Origin of the sequence: Pseudonocardia kujensis (assembly GCF_021283305.1) — a bacterium.
Classification (GTDB): domain Bacteria; phylum Actinomycetota; class Actinomycetes; order Mycobacteriales; family Pseudonocardiaceae; genus Pseudonocardia; species Pseudonocardia kujensis.
Map to the genome: position 1 here is coordinate 86,558 of NZ_JAJSOK010000019.1, position 23,272 is coordinate 109,829.

Below are 23,272 nucleotides of genomic sequence, written 5' to 3' on the forward strand. Positions count from 1 at the left end.
CCAGCCTCACGGTCAGGCGAAGTGCTCCCACCCGGGCGCCCCGGCATAGGGCTCGCCGTCCACGACCACGCCCTCCCCCTCGGCCACCTGCCCGACCGCGACGAAGCCCTCGGGCAGCGCGGTGCCGGCCGGGAAGGTCGCGGCCAGCGCGTGGTCCTCGCCGCCGGTGAGCATCCAGTCGAGCGGGTCGACGCCGAGCGCCGGCGCCACCTCCGCCAACCGGTCGGGCACGGCGAGGGCGTCGCGCCGCAGCTCGATCCGCACCCTCGAGCCCGCGGCGACGTGTCCGAGGTCGGCGAGCAGGCCGTCGGACACGTCGATCATCGCGGTGGCCCCGGCCAGCGCGGCCGCGGGCCCGGCCGCGTACGGCGGGGTGGGAACGCGGTGGGCGTCGACGAGGGCGCCGGGCGCCCGGAACCCGCGGGTCAGCACCGCGAGCCCGGCGGCGGCCCAGCCGATCCGCCCGCACACGGCGACGACGTCGCCGGGCCGGGCGCCGTCGCGGGTCACCGGGGCGCGTCCCTCCAGCGAGCCGAGGGCGGTCACCGAGACCACCAGCGTCGGCGAGGACGCGACGTCGCCGCCCACCAGCCCGACGCCGACCACCCCGGCCTCGGCCCACATCCCGGCGGCGAGCCCTTCCAGGGTCCCGACGGGGGTGTCGCGCGGCGCCGCGAGCCCGACGAGCAGCCCGGTGGGCACCGCACCCATGGCGGCGACGTCGGCCAGGTTGGCCGCGACCGCCTTGCGCCCGACGTCCTCCGGCGCCGACCAGTCGAGCCGGAAGTGCACGCCCTCGACCAGGACGTCGACGCACGCCACGACCCGCCCGTCCGGCTGGGCCACGACCGCGGCGTCGTCACCGGGGCCGAGCAGCGTCGCCGGCGGCTGGACCCGGTCCCGGGTCACCCGCTCGATGAGGCCGAACTCCCCGATCGCGGCCAGCGCAGGGGTTTCGTCCGCTTCGCTCGGTGTGTCGCTCGCCTCGGTGGACCCCGAGGGGGTGCGCGACGATGGGGACACGGGCTCTCCTCAGGTACGTTGCCTTCCGACTTTCCCGTCGGACGCCGTCCGGCGGGTCTCCAGACAAGCAAACCGGAAGGGGCACGCCGTGGTGCAGGCCTACATCCTCATCCAGACCGAGGTCGGCAAGGCGGCGGCGGTCGCCGCCGAGATCGGTGCCATCCAGGGCGTCGTCACCGCCGAGGACGTCACCGGGCCGTACGACGTCATCGTCCGGGCCGAGGCCGGCGACGTCGACGAGCTGGGCCAGCTGGTCGTCGCGCGGGTGCAGGGGGTCGCCGGGATCACCCGGACCCTCACCTGCCCGGTGGTCAAGCTGGGCTGAACCCGAGGAGCCGAGTCCTTCCGATGTCCTCGCCGACCGACCCGCGGCACGGCCCCGACCTGCGACGACCCGCGGTGGTCCTCGCGATCGCCCTGCCGGTCCTGCTCGCGCTGGTCGTGGCCGGGCTCGGGATCGCGGCGCGCGCCGGGGCGTTCGACGCGCCCGCTCCCGCCCCGGAGACGGGCCCGCTCGCCCTCGCGCCGGTCGACGCCCCCGACGCGTCCTCCCCCGCCTGCGCGAACCTGCTCGCGGCGCTGCCCGCCGACCTGCCGGGCGACCCGGCGTTCCCCGCCCGGCCGCTGGCCGAGCCCGGGCAGCCCGGCGCCCGCGCGTGGGCGGCCGCGCCGCGCCCGGTGGTCCTGCGCTGCGGTCTCCCCCGCCCGCAGGAGCTGACGCCGACCTCCACCCTCACGGACGTCAACGGCGTCAGCTGGCTCACGATCGGCGACGGGACCCCGCAGCCGACGCTGGTGACCTACGTCGCCGTCGACCGCCAGGTCTACGTCGCGCTCACCACGCCCACCGCGGTCGGCACCGGGCCGGTCCAGGCGGTCTCCGACGCGATCGCCCGCACCCTCCCCCGCACCGACATCGCCGTCCGCTGACCGCAGCTCCCGACTCGCGCTGCAAGAACTCCCGACTCGCGCTGCAAGAACTCCCGACTCGCGGACCGATCCCGCGAGTCGGGAGATCCGGACGCGCGAGTCGGGAGATCCGGACGCGCGAGTCGGGAGCTTCAGCGCAGGCCTGTGCCGCGGGCGAGGGCGGTGTCGACGAGCGTGCTGAGCAGCGTGGGGTAGTCGACGCCCGTGTGCGCCCACATCCGCGGGTACATCGAGATGGGCGTGAAGCCCGGCATGGTGTTGACCTCGTTGACCGTCAGCTCCCCGCCCTCGCCGACGAAGAAGTCGACGCGCGCCAGGCCCTGGCAGTCCAGGGCACGGAAGGCGGCGATCGCCATCTCGCGCAGCCGCTCGCTGACGGCGTCGTCGAGCTTGGCGGGGATGTCGAACTCGCAGACGTCGTCGAGGTACTTGGCCTCGAAGTCGTAGAACTCGCTCGCCCCGCCGACGAGGCGGATCTCGGCGGGCACCGAGGCGCGCAGCGTGCCGTCGGGCAGCTCCAGCACCCCGCACTCCACCTCGCGCCCGACGATCGCGCCCTCGACCAGCACCTTGGGGTCGTGCACCCGGGCGGTGGCGATCGCGGCGTCGAGGTCGGCCCAGTCGCTCACCTTCGTGATCCCGACGGACGACCCGGCCCGCGCCGGCTTGACGAACACCGGCAGACCGAGCCGCTCCCGCTCGCCGGCCGACAGGGTCCGCGTCTGCGGGCGCAGCACCACGAGCCTCCCGGCGGGCAGCCCGTCGGCCGCCAGGAGCTTCTTGGTGAACTCCTTGTCCATGCCGGCCGCGCTGGCGAACACCCCGGCGCCGACGTACGGGAGCCCGGCCATCTCGAGCAGGCCCTGGACGGTGCCGTCCTCGCCGAACGGGCCGTGCAGCACCGGGAACACGACGTCGACGCCCGCCAGCACCTCGCCCGCGCGGCCCGGGTCGAGCCGCAGCAGGCCGCCGCGGGTCGGGTCGCCGGGCAGCACGAGCGCGGTGGCGGTCGCGTCGACCTGTGGCAGCGCACGGTCCGTGATCCGCAGGGCGGCCGGGTCGTCCGTGCCGAGGACCCAGGCCCCGTCGGGCGCGATCCCGACCGGGACGACGTCGAACCGGTCCCGGTCGAGATGGGTCAGCACGCTGCCCGCGGAGACGCACGAGATCGCGTGCTCCGAGCTGCGCCCGCCGAAGACGACGGCCACCCGGATCCGGTCGGGCCGGGACGCGGACTCGCTCGCGGGCTCGCTCATGACCGGGGAGCGTAGGCGGGCGGGCCACCCACGGCGGCGCAGGCCCCGCCGAACCGGGCGTGCACCTCAGCGGTAGCGCTGCTCCAGCTCCTGCACCTCGGGCAGCCCGACGAGCGAGGTGAACTCGTCGAAGGCGGGCAGCCCGGGCAGCGCGGCCTTCGGGGTCCCGTCCTTGCGCAGCGTCTCCAGCAGCGCCCGGATCCCCGCGGTGGCCGCGAGCAGCGTGCCGATCGGGTAGATCACCAGCGCGAACCCGAGCTCGGTCATGCGCTCCAGGCTGAGCGGCGGCGTCTTCCCGCCCTCGGCCCAGTTGAACACGAGCGGGGCCACGCCGGCGAGCTCGCCCGCGATCCGCTCGATGTCCGCCTCCGCGGTGGGCGCCTCGACGAACAGCAGGTCCGCACCGGCGTCGCGGAACGCCTTCGCCCGCTCGATCGCCGGGTCCACTCCCTCGACGGCGACGGCGTCGGTGCGCGCGATGATCAGGAACTCCGGGTCGCGGCGGGCCTCGGTGGCGGCCCGGATCTTCCCGAGCATCTCCGGCAGCGGCACGATCTCCTTGCCGCTCATGTGGCCGCACTTCTTCGGCGTGACCTGGTCCTCGAGCTGGATCGCCGCGACGCCGGCCTGCTCGTAGGTCTGCACGGTGCGCAGGACGTTGATCGCGTTGCCGTAGCCCGTGTCGCCGTCGGCGATCACGGGCACGTCGACGGCCGCGACGAGGCGGCGGGCGTTGTCCGCCATCTCCGCCGCGCTGAGCAGGCCGACGTCCGGACGGCCGAGCAGGCCCGCCGTCGTCCCGAAACCGGTCATGTAGACGGCGTCGAAGCCGGCCTGCTCGACGAGCCGGGCGGACAGGGCGTCGTAGGCGCCGGGGGCGACGAGCGGGCCGGGCCCGGAGAGCAGGTCGCGCAGCCGCGCGCGGGGAGCCGTGGACAACAGGTCGGACATGCTCCGAGCGTCTCACGGTTTCGTGGGTGACCGGGTCCACACTGGGGACATGAGCGTGGATCTGGAGGCGGCCCGGCGGATCGTCGGGCAGGAGCACGGGCTCGCGTCGGTCACGGTGGTGCGGCAGGACGGCACCCCGCACTCGTCGCTCGTCAACGCCGGGGTGCTGGAGCACCCGCGGACGGGGGCGCCGGTCGTCGGCTACGTCACGTACGGCCCGGTCAAGCTGCGCAACCTGCGGGCGCGCCCGGCCACCTCGGTGCTGTGGCGGGCGGGCTGGCGCTGGGCGGCGGTCGACGGCACGAGCGAGCTGGTCGGGCCGGGCGACACCGATCCCGAGGAGCTGCGGCTGCTGTTGCGGGCGGTGTTCACCGCGGCCGGCGGCACCCACGACGACTGGGAGACCTACGACCGCGTGATGCGGGAGGAGGGCCGGGTCGCCGTTCTCGTCACCCCGACGAAGGCCTACGGCAACGCGTGATTCTCACGCAGCGTGCCCGGTCGACTCCACTGTGGGACATCACACCCACGATCGCGGAACTTTGCGCTCGACCGTGACGCGCCGAAACGGTTAGCCTGAGACAACTAATCGTCGTCCATGGGGAGGGCACGTGCCGGCCGAGCAGGCTGCCGTCATCGACCGTCCGGGGGAGATCCGCGACCCCGGCCCCGGTTACAAGTGGATCGCGCTGTCCAACACCACGTTGGGCATGCTCATGGCCACGATCAACTCGTCGATCGTGCTGATCGCGCTGCCCGACATCTTCCGCGGTATCGGGATCAACCCGCTGGAGTCGTCGAACACCAGCTACCTGCTGTGGATGATCATGGGCTTCCTGGTCGTCACAGCGGTGCTGGTGGTCGGCTTCGGCCGGCTCGGCGACATGTTCGGCCGGGTCAGGATGTACAACCTCGGCTTCGCGGTCTTCACCGTCTCGTCCATCCTGCTCGCCGTCACCTGGCAACAGGGCGACGCCGCCGCGATCTGGCTGATCGCCTGGCGCATCGTGCAGGGCGTCGGCGGCGCGTTCCTGATGGCGAACTCCAGCGCGATCCTCACCGACGCGTTCCCCGTCAACCAGCGCGGTCTCGCGCTGGGCATCAACGGCGTCGCCGCGATCGCCGGGTCGTTCCTCGGCCTCGTGATCGGCGGCCTGCTGGGCCCCGTGAACTGGCACCTGGTCTTCATCGTGTCGGTGCCCTTCGGCGTGTTCGGCACCTTCTGGGCCTACTACAAGCTGCACGACAACGGGCGCCGCGTGCGGGCGAAGATGGACTGGTGGGGCAACATCACCTTCGCGGTGGGCCTCATCGTGCTGCTGATCGGCATCACCTACGGCATCCAGCCCTACGGCGACAGCGTCATGGGTTGGGGCAGCCCGATGGTGCTCAGCTGCATCATCGGCGGCATCGTCGTGCTGGTGATCTTCGGGATCATCGAGACGAAGGTCGCGGCCCCGCTGTTCGAGCTCTCGCTCTTCCGCAACCGCCCGTTCACGCTCGGCAACCTGGCCAACCTGCTCGCCTCGCTCGGCCGCGGTGGCCTGCAGTTCGTGCTGATCATCTGGCTGCAGGGCATCTGGCTGCCGCAGCACGGCTACAGCTTCGAGCAGACCCCGCTGTGGGCGGGCATCTACATGCTCCCGCTGACGATCGGCTTCCTCGCCTCCGCGCCGCTGTCCGGCGTGCTGTCGGACAAGTGGGGCACGAAGTGGTTCACCACGGGCGGCATGGTGATCACGGCGATCAGCTTCATCCTGCTCGAGATCCTGCCGGTCAACTTCGACTACTGGGCCTTCGCGGTCATCCTGCTGGTCAACGGCATCGGCATGGGCCTGTTCGCCTCGCCGAACCGCGCCGAGATCATGAACAGCCTGCCGGCCAACGCCCGCGGCGCCGGCGCGGGCATGACGGCGACCTTCCAGAACGCCGCCATGGTGCTGTCCATCGGGTTCTTCTTCAGCCTGATGATCGCCGGCCTGTCCACGCACCTGCCGTCCGTCATGGAGAACGGCCTGCTGCAGAACGGCGTGCCGGCGGCCGACGCCTCGCGCATCGCCGAGCTCCCGCCGGTGGGCGTGCTGTTCGCGGCGTTCCTGGGCTACAACCCGATCCAGGAGCTGCTGGGCCCGGTCCTGCACCAGATCCCGCCGGCGCAGGCGGACTTCCTCACCGGCCGCAGCTTCTTCCCGAACCTGATCTCGCAGCCCTTCTCCGAGGGCCTCACCGCGGCCTTCTGGTTCGCCGTCGCGGCCTGCGTGGTCGCAGCCGTGGCGTCGCTGTTCACCGGCCGCCGGCAGACCTCGCCGACCCCCGAGACGGTCGGCGCGGAGCTGGCGGCCGAGGGCGGCGAGCTGGTCGACGCCGAGGGCTACTGGGCCGACACCGCGACCTCGCCGCTGCCCACGGCCCCCACGGTGGCCCCCACGGCGGCGGCTGCGACGGTCGGCACCTCCGCGCTCGCCGGGTTCGCCGGGGCGGCGGAGGCCGTCCCGGAGGCGGGCACCGTCGTCGGTGCGTTGCGCACCCCGCACGGCACGGCGATCCCGGGCGGCGTCGTGACCGTCACGGCGCCCGACGGACGGCAGGTCGGCCGCGCCGAGGTCGACCAGGGCGGCGCCTACGCCCTGCACGGCCTGCCCGGCGGCACGTACATGGTGGTCGCGACCGCGCCGGGCTTCCGGCCCGAGGTCGCCACCGTGGCGCTCAACGGCAAGGGCGCGTCGCAGGACTTCGACCTCAGCGGCGACGGCGCGGTGGGCGGCCTGGTCCGCGCGGGCGAGCACCCGGCCCCGCAGGTCTCCGTGCTCGCGCTCGACGGCACGGGCCGGCTCGTGGGTCGCACGGTCACCGGTGAGGACGGCCGCTTCCGCCTCGACGGCATCCCGGTCGGCACCACCACGGTCACCGCGACCCTGGCCGGGCACGAGCCCAAGGCCACCACGGTGCACGTGACCGCCGAGGGCGCGGCCCCCGTCGAGCTGGTGCTCGACGCCGGCGGCGGCCTGGGTGGCACCGTCACCGGCCCGGACGGGCGGCACCTGCCCAACGCGCTGGTCACCGTCGTCGACGGGGCGGGCGAGGTCGTCGCCACCGCCACCAGCGGGGCGGACGGCCGGTTCACGGTCCCGCGGGTCCTCCCGGGCACCTACACGGTGACCACCAGCGTGCACCTGCCCGCGGTCACGCAGGTGGAGCTTTCCGGGGCCGGCACCACGGACGTCGAGCTGCGGCTCGGGGCCGTGGGCGCGGCTGCCGCCGGTGCCGCCGGGGACACCCTTCCCACCCGGCACGGGGAACGGAACGCGCCGATCGCCGGGGACTGACCCTCGCAGGCACCGCCGGCCCGCATCCTCTCCGGATGCGGGCCGGCGGCGTACGGGAGCGGACCGGGTCTTGGGCGGGGTCGTGTCGTCGGAGCCGTTGGTCGGGCCTGCGCCTCTAGCGGGGCTGGGCCGTGAGCAGGACGGCATCGGGTTAGTCGGCGAGGATCGCCTCCACGTCGTGGGCGTTGAGCGCCTTCAGGTGGTCGGTGAGGACGTCGACGGGGGTGCGCGCCATGGCTCGCCTCTCGCTCCGGTGCGGGGGAACTCCCGAGCAGACTAACGACCGTTCGAGAGTCCTGTCAGCCCTTCCAGCACGGCGACGAGCACCGGCAGCGCTGCGGTGAACTCGGCGCGCGTGGGTCCGGCGTACCCGATGACGATTCCGCCCGGCGCCCCCGCACCCGCGTACCGTTCCAGCACCTCGAGCCCCACCCCGCGCTCCGCGGCGGCGTCCCGCACGGCTCGCGCGGCCACCGCGTCCGGCAGGGGGACGAGGACGTGCGCACCGGCCCGGTCGCCCCGCAGCGGCACCCCCGCGAGCGCCTCCACCAGCAGCCGGCGGCGCTCCCCCAGCTCGCGGCGCAGCCGGCGCAGGTGCCGGGCCAGGTCCCCGGAGGTGGCGAACGCCGTGAACACCCGCTGGCCCGCCGGCGCCGGTCGTGATCCTGTGCGTTCCCGCCGCTCGGCCACCGCGGCGCGCACCGCGGGCGGCGCGACCAGCCAGCCGACCCCGAGCGTCGGCGTGAGGATCTTGCTCGCGGTGCCGACGTGCGCCACGACGTCCGGGCCGAGCGCGGCGAGCAGCGGCAGCGGTGCGACGTCGTAGCGCAGCTCGCCGTCGTAGTCGTCCTCGATCACCAGCAGGCCCTCGGCGCGGGCGCGCTCGACCAGCGCGATCCGCCGCGCGGCCGGCATGCGCCCGCCGACCGGGAACTGGTGCGCCGGGGTGCAGTACACCGCGGCGAGGCCGGCGGGCAGGTCGTCGACCCGCAGCCCCTCGTCGTCGACCGGCACGCCGACGACCTCGAGCCCGGCCGCCGCCAGTGCGTCGGCCGCCCGCCGGTACCCCGGCTCCTCCACGGCGACGCGCGCGCCCTCCGGCAGCACTCGGGCCAGCTCGGCGATCGCGCCCGTGCTCCCGCCGGTGGCGAGGACCTCGTCGGGGCGCGCCACGAGCCCGCGGTGCCGCAGCAGGTGCTCGCCGACCGCCGCGCGGAACCCGGGCAATCCGGCGTAGCGGGGCAGCAGGTCGGGTTCGGGGTCCGCGGCCGCCCGCCAGGCGCGCCGCCAGGCCGCGCGGTCGAGGACCTCGGTGCAGGGCGTCCCGGGCTGCAGCTCGATCCGCGGCCGCGCGTCCGCGGGTTCGGGGCGTGGGTGGCGCGGACCGCGAGCCGGGCCGGCCGCCGGCACCGCGGTGACGAAGGTGCCCGCGCCGACCCGGCCCTCGACCCAGCCCTCGGCGAGCAGCTGGTCGTACGCGGCCGCCGTCACGGTGCGGCTGACGTGCAGGACCACGGCCAGCTCGCGGGTCGACGGCAGCCGGTCCCCCGCCCGGAGCGCGCCGCCCGAGGCCGCGGCGCGCAGGGCGTCGGCCAGCTGTGCCGCGAGGGGCTCGGGGCTCGAACGGTCGAGGTGCAGGGGCGGCAGCTCGGTCGTCGCGGTCATCGGGCACACGGCAGTGGCCTTCCGGATTCGAGGTGGAGTGGCCGTTCCAGGATGCCACCGCCGGTCCCAGACTCGGGTGCCGTGAGCACCGCCCTGTCCCCCACCCCGCGCAGCACCGTCGGCCGCCACCGCGAGCGCGGGGCCACCGACCGGTCCGCGTTGTACGACGTCCTCGACCACGGCCTCGTGTGCCACCTCGCCCTGGTCCGCGACGGCGCGCCCGTCGTGCTGCCCACCGGCTACGGCCGCATCGGCGACACCCTCTACGTGCACGGGTCGTCCGGCGCGCGGTGGTTGCGCCAGGACGGGATCCCGGCGTGCGCGACGGTCACGCACCTCGACGGCATCGTCTACGCCCGCTCGGTCTTCAGCTTCTCGATGAACTACCGCAGCGCCGTCGCGCACGGCACCGCACGGCTGGTCACCGAGGAGCCCGAGCGCACGGACGCGCTGCGCGCCATCGTCGAACACCTCGCGCCCGGCTCGTGGGACTACGCGCGCCCGCCGACGCGCCGCGAGCTCGCCGCCACCGCGGTGCTCGCGCTCGACCTCGACGAGGCCAGCGTGAAGGTCCGCACCGGTCCGCCCGCCGACGACCCGGAGGACGTCTCACCCGAGGTCTGGGCCGGCGTCGTCCCCCTGACCGGCGGTTTCGGCGCGCCCGTGCCCGACCCGCACGTCCCGGCCGGCGCCCCCGTCCCGCCGCACGTCACCGCCCGGTAGCGCGCTCCCCGACGCGCCCTGCAGTCAGGCCAGGCGAGCCGCGTGGGCCGCCACCGCCGCGCCCGTCCGGTGCGCGTCCCCCGTGGCCAGCAGGTCGAGCAGGGCGCCGCGCAGCACGGCGAGCGCCTCGGTGGCGGCGGGCTCGGGCAGCACCCGACCGAGGACCGCCAGCCAGTCCCGCACGGTCGCCGCGGCGAACCCCGCCCACGGCCCGTCGGGCTCGACGAGCGCGCGCCCGTACCCCTCGACCCACAGCCGCAGCAGGTCGCGGTGCGCGGGCGCGGCGAGCCACTCCCACAGCGCCCGCAGCAGGCCGGCGGCGTCGCCGGCGGGCAGGCCGGCGAGCAGGGTGAGCTCCGCCGCGCGGGCGCGCCCGAGCAGCGCCCGGACCAGCCCGTCCTTCGACCCGAAGAGGTAGAGCAGCACCCGCGGGCTGCTGCCGATCTCCTTGGCCAGCGGGCGCAGGGACAGGTCGGCGAGCCCGCGCCGCAGCACGTACGCGTACGCGGCCTCCAGCAGTTCCTCGCGCCGCGGCGAGCCGGCCCCTTGCCCTTCCACCGTCATCGCGTCATCCTGCACTGAAACACTCGTTTCAGTCGAGGAGGCGCGATGGTCCACGTCGAGATCCGCGAGATCGGCAGGCCGGGTGACCTCGGCTGGATCGTGGCCGCGCACGGCGAGCTCTACGCCGCCGAGTACGGCTGGGACACGAGCTTCGAGGCTCTCGTGGCGCGGATCCTGGCCGACTTCACCCCTGGTCCCCGGGAGCGCGGCTGGATCGCCGAGCTCGACGGTCGCCGGGTCGGCTGCGTGCTGTGCGTCCCGGGCGCCGACCCGGACACCGCCGTGCTGCGGATCCTGCTCGTGCACCCCGACGCCCGTGGGCACGGGCTCGGCCGCCGGCTCGTGGCCACGTGCGTGGGGTTCGCGCGGGAACAGGGCTACGCCACGCTGCGGCTCTGGACCAACGACGTGCTCGCCGCGGCCCGCCGTCTCTACCTCGACGCGGGGTTCCGGCTGGTCGCCGAGGAGCCGCACCACAGCTTCGGCGCGGACCTGATCGGGCAGGACTACGCGCTGTCCCTGGGGGTGGACGGTCACCCTCGGGTGGTCACGTAACCTCCGATCGTGTGAGCACGCCGCCCTATCCCGTGGCGCCCCGCCTCGCTCTCGTCGAGGAGCTCCACGGGCGCCCGGTCGCCGACCCGTACCGTTGGCTCGAGGATCCGGAGGACCCCCGCACCCGCGAATGGTCGGCGGCGCAGGACGAGCTCGCCCGCGGCCGGCTCGACGCCCTGCCCGGCCGCGAGGTCCTCGAGGCGCGGCTGCGCGAGCTGCTCTCCGCCGGCTCGATCTCGGTGCCGCTCTGGCGCGCGGGGCGGGCGTTCTTCTCCCGCCGCGAGCCCGGCCAGGAGCACGCGGTGGTGCACGTCCGCGAGCCGGACGGGAGCGAGCGGGCGCTGCTCGACCCGATCGCCCTCGACCCGACCGGCCTGACCACGCTCGACACCTGGGTACCCGACCTGGAGGGCAACCGGATCGCCTACCAGGTCTCGCACGGCGGCGACGAGCAGTCGGTCCTCTTCCTGCTCGACGTCGCGACCGGCGAGGTCGTCGAGGGCCCGATCGACCGCTGCCGCTACTCGTCGGTGGCCTGGCTGCCCGGCGGCGCCGAGTTCGTCTACGTGCGCAAGGTCGCCCCCGGCGAGGTCGAGGACGGCGAGGAGGACTTCCACCGCCGCGTCTGGCGGCACCGGGTCGGCACCCCGGACACCGAGGACGAGCTGGTCACCGGCCCGGGCCTCTACGAGGACCACACCTACTACGGCGTCCGGGTGTCCCGCGACGGCCGCTGGCTCGTCGTCACGGCCAACGTCGGCACCGCGCGCCGCGACAGCGTGTGGATCACCGAGCTGGCCGACGGGAAGACCCCGGACCTGGTCCCGATCCTCACCCAGGCCGACGACGTCCAGGCCACCTGCTGGGTCGAGCGCGACGGCCGCCTCTACATCCACACCACCGACGGGGCGCCGCGCTGGCGCCTCGCGGTCGCCGACCCGGCCACGCCGCAGCGCGAGCACTGGCGCGACCTCGTCCCCGAGGACCCCGGTTCGGTGCTGCAGGCCGTCCGCTGGCTCGAGCCCGCCCCGGGCAGCGGCGACGAGCCGCGGCTCGTCCTCGCCCGGGCCCGGCACGCCGTGGCCGAGCTGGCCCTGCACGCCGTCGACGGCACCCCGCACGGCGCGATCCCGCTGCCCGGCACCGGCTCGCTGACCGGCCTCACCGTCGCCGACCGGGACACCCCGGATCGCTACGGGCAGGTCTGGATCGGCTGGACGGACCTCGTCACGCCCCCGCAGCTGCACCGCTACGAGCGCGGCACCACCGTGCTCGAGGCCACCGCACCCGGCCAGGTCGAGCTGCCCGCCGTGCGCTCCGAGATGCGCGAGTTCACCTCGAAGGACGGCACCACCGTCCGGATGTTCGTGGTCACGCCGGTCGAGGGCGACGGCCCCTGGCCCGTCCTGATGACCGGCTACGGCGGCTTCTCGATCGCCCGTGAGCCCGCGTACACGTCGTCGGCGCTGGCCTGGGTCGCCTCCGGCGGCGCCTACGCGCTGGTCGGCCTGCGCGGCGGCAGCGAGGAGGGCGAGGCCTGGCACCTCGCCGGCAACCGCGCGCACAAGCAGAACGTGTTCGACGACTTCCACGCCGCCGGCGAGGCCCTGGTCGCCGCAGGCACCACGACACCGGCGCAGCTCGGCATCCAGGGCGGTTCCAACGGCGGGCTGCTCGTCGGGGCGGCGCTGACCCAGCGGCCGGACCTCTACGCCGCCGTCGTCTGCTCGGCACCGCTGCTGGACATGGTCCGCTACGAGCTGTTCTCCCTGGGCCGCACCTGGAACGACGAGTACGGCACCGCCGACGACCCCGAGCAGCTCGGCTGGCTGCTCTCCTACTCGCCCTACCACCACGTCCGCGAGGGTGTGGCGTACCCGGCCACCCTCTTCACCGTCTTCGAGTCGGACACCCGCGTCGACCCGCTGCACGCCCGCAAGATGTGCGCGGCGCTGCAGCACGCCACCTCCGGTGACCTGCTCGAGCGCCCCGTCCTGCTCCGCCGCGAGACCGACGTCGGGCACGGGGCGCGGTCGATCTCGCGCACCGTCGCGCTGTCCGTGGACACCCTGGCCTTCCTGGCCTTCCACACCGGTCTGGAGCTCACGTGACCCCTCTGCAGGACGCCGTCGACGCCCTGCCGCTGGCCGACCCGCCCGCCTGCGCCGCGCAGGCCGGGACCTGGTGCGCCCGCTTCTACCAGTGGACCAACAACGACTTCCTGGCCAGCTCGGCCGACGCAGTCGTCAACGGCACGATCAAGATCGTGCTGATCATCGTGATCGGGTTCGTGGCGCGGCACCTGCTGCACCGCGCGATCACGCGGGTGGTCGAGGGCGCGTCGAACGGGCGTCTGGGCAAGCTGCTCGGCAGGGCGCCCAAGCGGATCCGCACCACCCCGCTGGTCTCGCAGCGGCGCATCCAACGCACCCGCACCATCGGCTCGGTCCTGCGCTCGATCACCTCGGCCGTCATCCTGCTGATCGCCGCGGTGATGATCCTCGCCGAGTTCGGCGTGGCGCTCGGGCCGATCCTGGCCTCGGCCGGGATCGTCGGCGTCGCCGTCGGGTTCGGCGCGCAGAACCTGGTGCGGGACTTCCTGTCCGGCATGTTCATGCTGCTCGAGGACCAGTACGGCGTCGGGGACATCGTCGACCTCGGCGAGGCGAGCGGGACCGTCGAGGCGGTCGGGCTGCGCATCACCACGATCCGGGACCTGCAGGGCACGGTCTGGTACGTGCGCAACGGCGAGATCCTGCGCGTCGGCAACAAGAGCCAGGGGTACGCCGTGGCCGTGGTCGACCTGCCGCTCGCACACTCCGCCGACATGGCGGAGGTCTCCGAGCTGGCCGGGCGGGTGGCCGCGGAGCGCGTCGCCCGCGAGGACATCGCCGAGGACGTGCTGGAGGACCCGGAGGTCCTGGGCGTCGAGAAGGTCACCGCGGAGGGCGCCGTCCTACGGCTCACCGTCAAGGTCAACCCCGGCAAGCAGTGGGCCGTGCAGCGGGCGCTCAACGCCGCCATCACGGACGCGTTCGACGACGAGGGCGTCCCCCGGCCGACACCGCTCGGCCTGGGAGGGAGACTGGGCTCGTGACAGCGCCGCAGAACTTCTACGCCGAGGTGGGGGGCGAGAAGATCTTCCACCAGATCGTCCACCGCTTCTACGAGCAGGTGGCCGAGGACGAGATCCTCCGCCCGCTGTACCCGGAGGAGGACCTCGGTCCGGCCGAGGACCGGCTGCGGATGTTCCTCGAGCAGTACTGGGGCGGCCCTCGCACCTACTCGGAGCGGCGCGGCCACCCGCGCCTGCGGATGCGGCACTTCCCGTTCACGATCGGCCCGATCGAGCGCGACGCGTGGCTGCGCTGCATGCGCGTGGCCGTCGACGAGTCCGACCTCGACGAGGCCCACCGGGCCCAGCTCTGGCAGTACCTGGAGTACGCCGCCGCGAGCATGGTGAACTCCGGCTTCTAGGTAGGGCCAGGCGGGTCCGTTTGGCATGATGGTGTCCCGTGCGGCACGACGGGCAGTGGTGGGCGAAGGCCGTCGTCTACCAGGTCTACGTCCGCAGCTTCGCCGACTCCGACGGCGACGGGGTCGGTGACCTCGCCGGCGTCCGCAGCCGGCTCGGGTACCTCGAGCTCCTCGGCGTCGACGCCCTCGCGCTGGGCCCCGTCAACCCCTCACCCGGCGTCGACCACGGCTACGACGTGACCGACCCGCGGGAGGTCGACCCGCTGCTCGGCACCCTGGACGACCTCGACGGGCTGATCGCCGACGCGCACGCCCACGGCCTGCGGGTGGTCGTCGACGTGGTGCCCAACCACACGTCGGACCAGCACGAGTGGTTCCGGGCCGCGGTGTCGGCGGCCCCCGGGAGCCCGGAGCGGGCCCGCTACCACTTCCACCCGGGCAAGGGCGAGCGCGGCGAGCGGCCGCCGAACAACTGGCAGAGCGTGTTCGGTGGGCCGGCCTGGACGCGCCTCACCGTGACGGACGAGGACGGCACGAGCCGGCCGGACGAGTGGTACCTGCACCTGTTCGCCCCCGGCCAGCCGGACCTCGACTGGGAGAACCCCGAGGTCTGGGCGGACCTGGAGAAGACGCTGCGGTTCTGGTGCGACCGGGGCGTCGACGGGCTGCGGATCGACGTCGCGCACGGCATGGCCAAGGCCGCCGGGCTGCCCGACGACCGGCGGCAGCCGGGCTGGACCCCGGTCTCCGACGAGCTCACCGACCCGCGCTTCGACCAGGAGCCGGTGCACGACGTGCACCGGATGATCCGCGCGGTGCTCGACCACTACCCGGAGCGGATGGCCGTCGGCGAGGTCGGCACGGTGCGCGACGACGGCCGCTGGGCCGGCTACGTCCGCCGCGACGAGCTGCACCTCGCCGTCCACTCCGCGCTGCGCGACGCGGCCTTCGACGCCGGTGAGGTGCGCGAGGCCGTCGACCGCACGCTCGCGGCAGCCGGGTCCGCCGGGGTGCCGGCCGTGTGGATGCTCGCGAACCACGACCTGGTGCGCCCGGCGACGCGGTACGGGGAGGGTCCGCTCGGGCTCGCCCGGGCACGCGCGATGGCGCTCGTCGCCCTGGCGCTGCCCGGTACGGCCTACCTGTACCACGGCGACGAGCTGGGCCTGCCCGACGTCGAGGTCCCCGAAGAAGCGCGGCAGGACCCGGCCTGGGAGCTGTCCGGGCACACCGACCCCGGCCGCGACGGGGCCCGGGTGCCGCTGCCGTGGGAGGGCGGCCCGCCCGGCTACGGGTTCACCACCGGGACGCCCTGGCTCCCGGTGCCCGACGGGTTCGGGGCGCTCACCGCCGCCGAGCAGCTCGAGGACCCGGACTCCACGCTCTCGCTCTTCCGCCAGGCCCTGGAGCTGCGGCGCAGCCATCCCGCGTTCCACGGCGACGAGGTCGAGTGGTTCGGTGCGCCCGCGGGCTGCCTCGCCTTCCGCCGCACCGGGTCCACGCTCGTGTGCGCGCTCAACGCGGGCGACCGGGCCGTCCCACTCCCGCCGGGCGACGTCCTGCTCACCAGCGCGCCGCTCACGGACTGCGGCGAGCTCCCGCCGGACACCGCCGCCTGGCTCGCCTGATCCCGGTCGGCCGCTCAGGTCAGCAGGGGCAGCGCGGTCACCCGCCGCCGCACGACGGCGCCGAACCGGGCGTCGAGCCGCATCCACGAGCCCGTCGCGGAGACCCGCACGACCGGCTCCGGCCCTGCGCCCGCGCCGGTGTCGGCCCCGCCGAGGAACCCCATGCCGGACAGGGCGAACAGCGCCCGCATCGGCACGGAGACCTTCCCGGGGACGTCGCCGGAGACCGTCAGGACGGTCTGGTCGAGCAGCGAGGCGGGCGGCCCCATCGGCCCGCCGTGCTCCCGGGCCAGGGCCAGCCCGCGCTCGGTGAGCGCCTCCAGCTCCCGCGCGGGGACGTCCTCGAGCCGCGTCCAGCCCTCGTCCGGCGGCAGGGTGCCCGTCCAGAACCCGCCGGCGCCGCCGAGGTCCACCTCCTCCGACCGGTCGACGGCCAGGGCCGTGAGCAGCGCGGACCCCTGCACGGTGACGTCGTCCGGCGCCATCTCGGCGGCGACCGAGCGGGTGGCGAGCGCCTCGAACGGGGTCGGGGCCCAGGCCGTCACCCGGCCGCGCGCGGAGCGCAGCCGCACCGGCGCGGACTCGTCGAGGCGGACCAGCCGCGCGGTGAACGCGCCGAGGTCCGCGCGCTCCGCCGGGTCGGCGAACCGGAGGCTCACGACGCCGCCTCCGTGGACGCCGAGGACGCCGGTGCGGAACCGGCCGGCTCCGGCGCCCAGCGCAGCAGGAAGGCCCGCTCCTCGGCGGTGAGCCGCCGCGGCCGCTGCCCCGCCAGGTCGAACAGCGCCATCCGTGTCTCGGCCTCGATCGCGACCGGGTCGGACTCCGCCGGCCCCTCCCGCAGCACGTAGTCGATCGTGAACGACGCCGCCCGCACGTCCCGCACGGTCATCTCCACCCGCAGGTCGTGCGCCCGGTACGGGACCTGCCGGCGGTACTCCACGCCGAGCCCGGCCACCAGCAGCCCCGCCGCGAAGGTGTCGACGCCCTCGGCGGCGGCCGCGGTGAACATCAGGTCGATGCGCGCCTCCTCGAGGAGCGTGACCGCCCGGGCGTGGTTCAGGTGCCGGTAGGAGTCCTGGTCGGTCCAGCGCAGCGGGACCTGGGCGACGTAGCGGGCCACCCGTCCACCCTCTCACCCGCTCACGCGGCCCCGGCCAGCGCCTCCACCAGCGCCTCCGCCACCTCGACCGGCCGGGAGAGGGCGTTGAGGTGCCCGCCGGGCACCACCTGGACGTCGAGCCCCAACCGTTCGCGCGCCACCCGCCGTTGGAAGGCGAGGGGGAACAGGCGATCGTCGGCGCCGGCCAGCACGGTCGTCGGGACCTCGGGCCACGCCGCCAGCGGGAACGGCTCGGCGAACGAGCGGTCCGACTGGTTGCGCCCGCCCGCCGCCAGCTCGGTGCGCAGGTCCGCGGGCAGGTCGTGCAGGAAGTCCCGCTCGAGGTCGAAGCCGTCGTACCCCGCCTCCGTGCGGGCCTCGGCCTGCCCCGTGGCCTCCCACCACTGCCCGGCGCTCTCCCCCGGCGCCGGGATCATGGGGTTCACCAGCACGAGCCGCCGCGCCGGTACCGCCGCGCACACCAGGGGCCCGAGGAAGGCCCCCATCGACTGCCCTACGACGACCGGGTCCGGCCGGTCGCCGAGGGCCGCCAGGGCAAGGGCCGTGTACTCGGCCCATCCCAGCGTCTCGTCGTCCGCGGGCAGGTCGACGGCGACCGGCTCGTGGCCGCGCGCCGCCAGCTCCGGGACGACGCGGTGCCAGTACCGGGCCTCGCCGCCCGCGCCGGGCAGCAGCAGGAATGTCGTCACACGGGATGGACCGCCCCGGCGGCCCGGACTCATCGCTCCCGGCAGGCCGCCGCCACGGACCCGTGGAGCGCGAAGCTCCCGACCACGCGCAGGAGCTGCTCCTGCAGCGGATCGCCGGACAGCACCACGTGGAGCTCGCTGCCCCGGCGCTGCAGCGTCGCCTGGGCCTCGGCCAGGCGGCGCGCACCGCAGGCCGCGAGCAGCTCCACGCCGGTCAGGTCCACCACGACCCGATCGGCCGCGTGCGACTCGACCCACGAGCCCATCTCGAAGCAGTTCGTCAGGTCGATCTCACCGGACAGCAGCAGCAGCGCGAGCCACGGGACCGGACGCACGGCGCGCATCTCCAGCGGCGTGCCGCCGGGGTGTTCGCGCACGGACGGCAGGGCCACCACCTTCGCGTCGCGGTCGTCCACGAGGCCCCCTCCGCCGCGTTCGTGGCCCACCAGGCTACCGCGCGAGGCCCCGCAGTTGGCGGGAGACGACGGACAGGGTGGCCAGGTCGAGCTGCCCGGCGCCCGCGATCTCCTGCAGCGCCGCCCGCGCCCGGACCAGCCGCGACGCGTTCGCCCGCTCCCACTGCGCGATCGTCTCCGGAACCGGGGTGCCCGGCGCGGCCTCGCGCAGCGCGTCGAGGGTGATGGAGCGCAGCGACCCGTAGAGGTCGTCGCGCAGCGCGAGCCGGGCGAGCTGGTGCCAGCGGTCCCCGCGCGGCAGCGCGCTGACCGAGGTCAGCGCCACGTCGACACCGAGGTGGTCGCTGAGCGCGAAGTACGTGCGCGCCACCTCCTCCGGGTCCCGCGGTTCGCCGTCCCGCTCGGACAGCTCGATCAGCTCGACGACGTCGAGCAGCCCGAAGCCGTGCACCGCGGTCGCCGCGCGGCGGGCCAGCCTGTCCGGCACGCCCTCGTCGAGCAGCGCCGCGGTCCGGTTCTGCACGGCCTCCTTCTCCCGGCCCACGAGCAGGTCCGGGAGCCGGCGCCACAACGTGCGCACCTGCCCGGCGAAGCGGGCGGCCTCGGCGCCGACCGCCAGGGGCTGGGGGCGGTTGCTGAGGAACCAGCGGGAGGCACGGTCGAGCAGCCGGCGGGACTCCAGGATCAGCCGGTCGGCGACCTCGACCGGCAGGCCGGCCTCGCGGATCTGCCGCCAGTGCGCCCGGAGCGCGTACACGCCGGTGACGACGGCGTAGGCACGCACCGCATCCGAGGGTCCGGCGGCGGTCTCCTCGTTGATCCGGAAGGCGAAGGTGATCCCGGCGCCGTCGACCATCTCGTTGACCAGCAGCGTGCCGAGGATCTCGCGGTGCAGCGGGTGGCGGCGGATCGCGTCCGGGAAGCGCTCGCGCAGCGGGTGCGGGAAGTACTCCGGCAGCCGCGGCGCGAACGCCGCGCCCTCCAGCAGGTCGCTGTCGAGCAGCCGGCGCTTGAGGTCCAGCTTGACGTGCGCGAGCAGCGTCGAGAGCTCCGGTCCGGTCAGGCCCTCCCCGGACCGTTCGAGCGCCTGGAACCCGGCGGGCGTCGGCAGCACTTCCAGCGCCCGGTCCAGCCCGGTGCGCTCCTCGAGGTCCGCCACGACCCGGGCGTGCACGTTGGCCATCTCGCCGGAGTGGGAGCGCGCGACGCCGAGCACCGCGTTCTGGTCGGTGTTGTCGGCGAGGACGAGAGAGGCGACCTCGTCCGTCATTTCGGCGAGCAGCGCGTTGCGGCCCGGACGGTCCAGCTCGCCGATCGTGACCAGCCGGTCCAGCAGGATCTTGATGTTGACCTCGTGGTCGGAGCAGTCCACGCCGGCGGAGTTGTCGATCGCGTCGGTGTTGATCCGCCCGCCGTGGCGGGCGTACTCGATCCGGCCACGCTGGGTCAGCCCGAGGTTGCCGCCCTCGCCGACGACCTTGACCCGCAGCTCCCTACCGTCGACCCGGATGGCGTCGTTGGCCTTGTCCCCGGCGTCGGCGTGCGCCTCGGTGGACGCCTTGACGTAGGTGCCGATGCCGCCGTTCCACAGCAGGTCGGCCGGGGCGAGCAGGATCGCGCGGATCAGCTCGGGCGGGCTCAGCTTCACCACGTGGTCGGCCAGCCCCAGGGCCGCCCGCATCTCCGGCCCGACCGGCACCGCCTTCGCCGTGCGCGGCCAGACGCCGCCGCCGGGGCTGATCGCCTCCCGGTCGTAGTCGTCCCACGAGGACCGGGGCAGGTCGAACAGCCGGCGGCGCTCGGCGAACCCGCGGGCCGCGTCCGGATCCGGGTCCACGAACACGTGCCGGTGGTCGAACGCCGCGACCAGCCGGATGTGCTCGGAGAGCAGCATCCCGTTGCCGAACACGTCACCGGACATGTCCCCGACGCCGACCACGGTGAAGTCCTGGGTCTGGGTGTCGGTCCCGAGCTCGGAGAAGTGCCGCTTGACGCTCTCCCACGCGCCCCGGGCGGTGATGCCCATGGCCTTGTGGTCGTAGCCCACCGAGCCGCCCGAGGCGAACGCGTCGCCGAGCCAGAACCCGTAGCTCTCCGCGACCTCGTTGGCGACGTCGGAGAACCGCGCCGTGCCCTTGTCCGCGGCGACGACGAGGTAGGAGTCGTCGCCGTCGTGGCGCACGACGTCCGGCGGCGGCACGGTCTCGCCCCGCACCAGGTTGTCGGTGACGTCGAGCAGCCCGGAGACGAAGATCCGGTAGCAGGCCTCGACCTCCGCGGGGTCCGGTCGCGCCGCGCGCACCACGAACCCGCCCTTCGCGCCGACCGGCACGATCACGGCGTTCTTCACCATCTGTGCCTTGACCAGGCCCAGGATCTCGGTGCGGAAGTCCTGCGGACGGTCCGACCAGCGCAGCCCGCCGCGGGCGACCGACCCGAACCGCAGGTGCACACCCTCGGTCCGCGGCGAGTACACGAAGATCTCGAACCGTGGCCGGGGCGCCGGCATGTCCGGCACCGCGGCCGGGTCGATCTTGAACGAGCTGAACGGGCGGTCCCGGAACCAGTTCGTGCGCAGCGTCGCGACGATCATCGCCAGGAAGCCGCGCAGGATGCGGTCCGCGTCCAGCCCGGTGACCTGGTCGATCAGCGTGGTGACCTCGGTCAGTGCCTCCTCGGTGACCTTCGACCGGTTCTCCTCGGCCGGGTCGAAGCGGGCCCGGAACAGCTTCACCAGTCCGCGCGCGACGGCGGGCTGCGCCAGCAGGGTGTCCGCCATGTACTGCACCCCGAAGGTGCTCCCGACCTGCCGGGAGTAGCGGGCGTAGGAGCGCAGCAGCGCCGCCTCGCGCCAGTGCAGGCCCGCGTGCAGCACCAACGCCGAGAACCGGTCGGCCTCGGCGTCCCCGCCCCAGGTCGCCCGGAACGCCGCGCAGAAGTCCCGGTCGAGCTCGGCCTCGTCCCGCCCGGCGAGATCGGTGTCGGCGAACCCGGCGGCGTCGAGGCGCAGGCCGAAGTCGTAGAGCCAGCAGCGCCGGCCGTCGGGCCGGACGAACTCGGACGGGTGCTCGTCGACGACCTCCACGCCCAGGTGCTGCAGCACCGGCAGGATCCGGGTCAGCGACACCGGCTCGTCCAGGTAGATCGCCAGCCGGCGCTCCCCGTCCTCGTGGTGCAGCCGGACGTCGAACCCGCCCTCGGGCAGCGCCAGGATCCGCTTCAGGTCCTCCACCGCGCGGTCCGGCGCGGTGCCCGCCTTGTACGAGTCCGGGACGCCGGCGAGCAGGCCGGGGACCGTGGCCGCGCCGGGGCCGAGGCGGTCGACCAGCCGGTCGTCCCAGGTCCGGACGGCCTCGGTAAGGGCGTCGGTGAGCTCCTGGGAGTCCGGGTCGACCGGAGGCGCCGCGGGGTCGGTCTGCACCATGAAGTGCACGAGTGCGTACGGGGCCTCGGTGACACGCGCGGTGTAGTCGACGGTGCTGCCGCGCAGCCGGTCGCGCAGCACGTCGGCCATCGCCAGCCGGCTCGTCGTGGTGTAGCGGTCGCGCGGCAGGTAGACCAGACACGAGACGAACCGGTGGTGCGGGTCGCGGCGCAGGAACACCCGCACCGCGCGGCGTCCGGCCAGGCCGAGGACACCCACCGCGACGTCGTGCAGGTACTCGGTGGTCGCGCTGAACAGCTCCTCGCGCGGCAGGCCGGAGATCACCTCGAGCATCTGCTGCCCGGAGTACGACTCCAGCGGGAAGCCCGCCCGTCGGATCGCCCGGCGCACTCGGCGTGCGACGACCGGAATGTCCAGCACGCTCTCGTACATCCCCGGGACCGTGAGCATCCCGAGGAAACGGTGCTCGCCGGTGGGCGCGCCGTGCTGGTCGAAGGTGCGCAGGCCCACGTAGTACGGGTGCGCGGGGCGCAGCACCCGGCTGCGCATTCCGGCGCGGGTCAGGATCAGCAGCTCCTCGGCCCGGTCGGCCCCGCCGCGGTCGGGGACGAAGGCGCCGTTGTCGAGCGTGTCGCGGCGCAGGACGCCCAGGCCCGACGCGAGCTCGGGCCGCAGCCGCTCGCCGTCGATCCGGTAGTGGCGGTAGCCGAGGAAGGTGAAGTGGCCGTCGGCCAGCCAGCGGAGGAACTGGGCGGTCTCGTGCCGCTCGGAGCCGCGGTCGGTGCGGACGCCGCGGGGCACCAGCTCCTCGGCGAGCAGCTCGTCGGCGAGGGTGCGGATGCGGCGTTCCATCCGGTCGCCGTCCTCGACGATCTCCCGGACGTCGTGCAGCGTGTCGCGCAGCTCCTCGGCGAGGAGGTCGGGGTCCACCGCGGCGTTGAGGTCGAGGTGGATCCAGGACTCGGCGAACGTGCCGCGGGGCGGGTCCGCGGGATCGGCCTCGGGCAGGACCTCCTGCAGCTGCCCGGCGACGTCCCGCCGGACGACCACGATCGGGTGCAGCAGCCGTCGCACCTCCGCCCCGGCCCGGGACACCGCGGCCAGGGTCGATCCGACGAGGTAGGGCATGTCGTCGGTGACGATCCGGACCGCCGTGCCGTCGACCCGGACCAGCGGCTCGCCCACCAGGCGGCGCTCGGCCAGGGCCCGCTGCTCCGCCGCGACGACGTCCAGCGGGGGCAGCGGCGGGCCCTCGCTCTGGGCGGGCGCCCCGTCGGCGGGAGCGTGCCGCGCGTAGAGGGCGGTCAGGCCGCCCGGCTCGACGGCCGGCTCCGCGGCGGTGGTGTGCTCACGGGTCCGGCTCATTCTCGGCGACTCCGGGTCTTGCGAGGGCTGCTCGGGGCGGCGTCCACCCTAGCCCCCGATCGGCTGACCGCAGCGGCGACCCGAGCGCACTCCGGTCACTGTGAATGAGCGGCTGGTCGCAAGGGGTGAACGGCGCCGCGGGGGCTCGGGAGCCGTGACACCGCGTGGTCGACGTCGACGGTGCACCGGGCCACTC

At 74.7% G+C, this 23,272-nt stretch carries 20 protein-coding genes; 10 read left to right on the forward strand and 10 right to left on the reverse strand.

All coding sequences use genetic code 11. The features are described 5' to 3' along the window. Positions 1-12: 12 nt before the first annotated feature. A complete protein-coding gene (locus tag LWC35_RS15815) occupies positions 13-1,023 on the reverse strand; it encodes a thiamine-phosphate kinase (RefSeq protein WP_308194558.1) in 1,011 nt (336 codons plus the stop codon). 88 nt (positions 1,024-1,111) lie between these two features. Between LWC35_RS15815 and LWC35_RS15820 the strand changes: the two genes are divergently transcribed. Next, the gene (locus tag LWC35_RS15820; RefSeq protein WP_232870882.1) at positions 1,112-1,348 is read left to right on the forward strand and encodes an Lrp/AsnC ligand binding domain-containing protein; all 237 of its coding nucleotides are present in this window, start codon (positions 1,112-1,114) and stop codon (positions 1,346-1,348) included. Between the two features lie 23 nt (positions 1,349-1,371). After that, positions 1,372-1,953, forward strand: a complete 582-nt coding sequence (locus tag LWC35_RS15825; protein ID WP_232870883.1) for a DUF3515 domain-containing protein — start codon at positions 1,372-1,374, stop codon at positions 1,951-1,953. Between the two features lie 131 nt (positions 1,954-2,084). Here LWC35_RS15825 and LWC35_RS15830 read toward each other — a convergent pair whose 3' ends face one another. Beyond that, positions 2,085-3,209 carry a D-alanine--D-alanine ligase family protein gene (locus LWC35_RS15830; protein WP_232870884.1) on the reverse strand — a complete coding sequence of 375 codons (1,125 nt, stop codon included), beginning with the start codon at positions 3,207-3,209 and terminating at the stop codon, positions 2,085-2,087. Between the two features lie 66 nt (positions 3,210-3,275). Beyond that, entirely contained in the window at positions 3,276-4,160 is an 885-nt protein-coding gene (locus LWC35_RS15835) for an isocitrate lyase/PEP mutase family protein (RefSeq protein WP_232870885.1), read from the reverse strand. A gap of 49 nt (positions 4,161-4,209) precedes the next feature. On the opposite strand from LWC35_RS15835, the gene LWC35_RS15840 reads away from it, so the two are divergent. Continuing rightward, positions 4,210-4,641, forward strand: a complete 432-nt coding sequence (locus LWC35_RS15840) for a TIGR03618 family F420-dependent PPOX class oxidoreductase (protein ID WP_232870886.1) — start codon at positions 4,210-4,212, stop codon at positions 4,639-4,641. A 229-nt stretch (positions 4,642-4,870) separates the two neighbouring features. Continuing rightward, on the forward strand, positions 4,871-7,486 hold the full coding sequence (locus tag LWC35_RS15845) for an MFS transporter (protein ID WP_232870911.1): 2,616 nt from the start codon (positions 4,871-4,873) through the stop codon (positions 7,484-7,486). Between the two features lie 276 nt (positions 7,487-7,762). Here LWC35_RS15845 and pdxR read toward each other — a convergent pair whose 3' ends face one another. Continuing rightward, positions 7,763-9,151 (reverse strand): MocR-like pyridoxine biosynthesis transcription factor PdxR, encoded by a 1,389-nt coding sequence (gene pdxR, locus LWC35_RS15850; protein WP_232870887.1) that lies wholly within the window; start codon positions 9,149-9,151, stop codon positions 7,763-7,765. Positions 9,152-9,202: 51 nt separating this feature from the next. Between pdxR and LWC35_RS15855 the strand changes: the two genes are divergently transcribed. Beyond that, entirely contained in the window at positions 9,203-9,874 is a 672-nt protein-coding gene (locus tag LWC35_RS15855; protein ID WP_372463055.1) for a pyridoxamine 5'-phosphate oxidase family protein, read from the forward strand. A gap of 24 nt (positions 9,875-9,898) precedes the next feature. Here LWC35_RS15855 and LWC35_RS15860 read toward each other — a convergent pair whose 3' ends face one another. After that, positions 9,899-10,438, reverse strand: a complete 540-nt coding sequence (locus LWC35_RS15860) for a TetR family transcriptional regulator (RefSeq protein WP_232870889.1) — start codon at positions 10,436-10,438, stop codon at positions 9,899-9,901. A 45-nt stretch (positions 10,439-10,483) separates the two neighbouring features. Here LWC35_RS15860 and LWC35_RS15865 point away from each other — a divergent pair, with 45 nt between their 5' ends. The 5 genes from LWC35_RS15865 to LWC35_RS15885 are packed head-to-tail and all read left to right on the forward strand — an operon-like array spanning position 10,484 to position 16,098. Continuing rightward, positions 10,484-10,993, forward strand: coding sequence for a GNAT family N-acetyltransferase (locus LWC35_RS15865; protein ID WP_232870890.1), 510 nt, complete (start codon positions 10,484-10,486; stop codon positions 10,991-10,993). An 11-nt stretch (positions 10,994-11,004) separates the two neighbouring features. Continuing rightward, positions 11,005-13,104 (forward strand): prolyl oligopeptidase family serine peptidase, encoded by a 2,100-nt coding sequence (locus LWC35_RS15870; RefSeq protein WP_232870891.1) that lies wholly within the window; start codon positions 11,005-11,007, stop codon positions 13,102-13,104. Continuing rightward, positions 13,101-14,090: a mechanosensitive ion channel family protein gene (locus LWC35_RS15875; protein ID WP_308194559.1), complete on the forward strand. Its 990-nt coding sequence runs from the start codon at positions 13,101-13,103 to the stop codon at positions 14,088-14,090. The genes LWC35_RS15870 and LWC35_RS15875 overlap by 4 nt, the downstream gene beginning before the upstream one ends. Further along, entirely contained in the window at positions 14,087-14,470 is a 384-nt protein-coding gene (locus LWC35_RS15880) for a globin (RefSeq protein WP_232870892.1), read from the forward strand. Before LWC35_RS15875 ends, LWC35_RS15880 begins: the two co-directional genes overlap by 4 nt. A gap of 38 nt (positions 14,471-14,508) precedes the next feature. After that, positions 14,509-16,098 carry a glycoside hydrolase family 13 protein gene (locus LWC35_RS15885; protein ID WP_232870893.1) on the forward strand — a complete coding sequence of 530 codons (1,590 nt, stop codon included), beginning with the start codon at positions 14,509-14,511 and terminating at the stop codon, positions 16,096-16,098. A 14-nt stretch (positions 16,099-16,112) separates the two neighbouring features. Here LWC35_RS15885 and LWC35_RS15890 read toward each other — a convergent pair whose 3' ends face one another. From LWC35_RS15890 to LWC35_RS15910, 5 genes are read right to left on the reverse strand one after another with little or no spacing between them, the layout of a single operon-like run. Then, the gene (locus tag LWC35_RS15890; protein ID WP_232870894.1) at positions 16,113-16,757 is read right to left on the reverse strand and encodes a DUF8185 domain-containing protein; all 645 of its coding nucleotides are present in this window, start codon (positions 16,755-16,757) and stop codon (positions 16,113-16,115) included. Next, positions 16,754-17,221: an acyl-CoA thioesterase gene (locus LWC35_RS39260; RefSeq protein WP_308194560.1), complete on the reverse strand. Its 468-nt coding sequence runs from the start codon at positions 17,219-17,221 to the stop codon at positions 16,754-16,756. The genes LWC35_RS15890 and LWC35_RS39260 overlap by 4 nt, the downstream gene beginning before the upstream one ends. Positions 17,222-17,241: 20 nt before the next feature. Continuing rightward, a complete protein-coding gene (locus LWC35_RS15900) occupies positions 17,242-17,910 on the reverse strand; it encodes an alpha/beta fold hydrolase (protein ID WP_232870895.1) in 669 nt (222 codons plus the stop codon). 29 nt (positions 17,911-17,939) lie between these two features. Then, entirely contained in the window at positions 17,940-18,326 is a 387-nt protein-coding gene (locus tag LWC35_RS15905; protein ID WP_232870896.1) for an STAS domain-containing protein, read from the reverse strand. A 34-nt stretch (positions 18,327-18,360) separates the two neighbouring features. Further along, positions 18,361-23,076, reverse strand: coding sequence for an NAD-glutamate dehydrogenase (locus LWC35_RS15910; protein WP_232870897.1), 4,716 nt, complete (start codon positions 23,074-23,076; stop codon positions 18,361-18,363). Positions 23,077-23,272: the final 196 nt, after the last annotated feature.

Excerpts from the sequence above, each read along its gene's own strand:
- LWC35_RS15825 (WP_232870883.1), top strand. The coding sequence starts at position 1,372 with ATGTCCTCGCCGACCGACCCGCGGCACGGCCCCGACCTGCGACGACCC.
- LWC35_RS15830 (WP_232870884.1), bottom strand. The coding sequence starts at position 3,209 with ATGAGCGAGCCCGCGAGCGAGTCCGCGTCCCGGCCCGACCGGATCCGG.
- LWC35_RS15835 (WP_232870885.1), bottom strand. The coding sequence starts at position 4,160 with ATGTCCGACCTGTTGTCCACGGCTCCCCGCGCGCGGCTGCGCGACCTG.
- LWC35_RS15840 (WP_232870886.1), top strand. The coding sequence starts at position 4,210 with ATGAGCGTGGATCTGGAGGCGGCCCGGCGGATCGTCGGGCAGGAGCAC.
- LWC35_RS15845 (WP_232870911.1), top strand. The coding sequence starts at position 4,871 with ATGCTCATGGCCACGATCAACTCGTCGATCGTGCTGATCGCGCTGCCC.
- pdxR (WP_232870887.1), bottom strand. The coding sequence starts at position 9,151 with ATGACCGCGACGACCGAGCTGCCGCCCCTGCACCTCGACCGTTCGAGC.
- LWC35_RS15855 (WP_372463055.1), top strand. The coding sequence starts at position 9,203 with ATGCCACCGCCGGTCCCAGACTCGGGTGCCGTGAGCACCGCCCTGTCC.
- LWC35_RS15860 (WP_232870889.1), bottom strand. The coding sequence starts at position 10,438 with ATGACGGTGGAAGGGCAAGGGGCCGGCTCGCCGCGGCGCGAGGAACTG.
- LWC35_RS15865 (WP_232870890.1), top strand. The coding sequence starts at position 10,484 with ATGGTCCACGTCGAGATCCGCGAGATCGGCAGGCCGGGTGACCTCGGC.
- LWC35_RS15910 (WP_232870897.1), bottom strand. The coding sequence starts at position 23,076 with ATGAGCCGGACCCGTGAGCACACCACCGCCGCGGAGCCGGCCGTCGAG.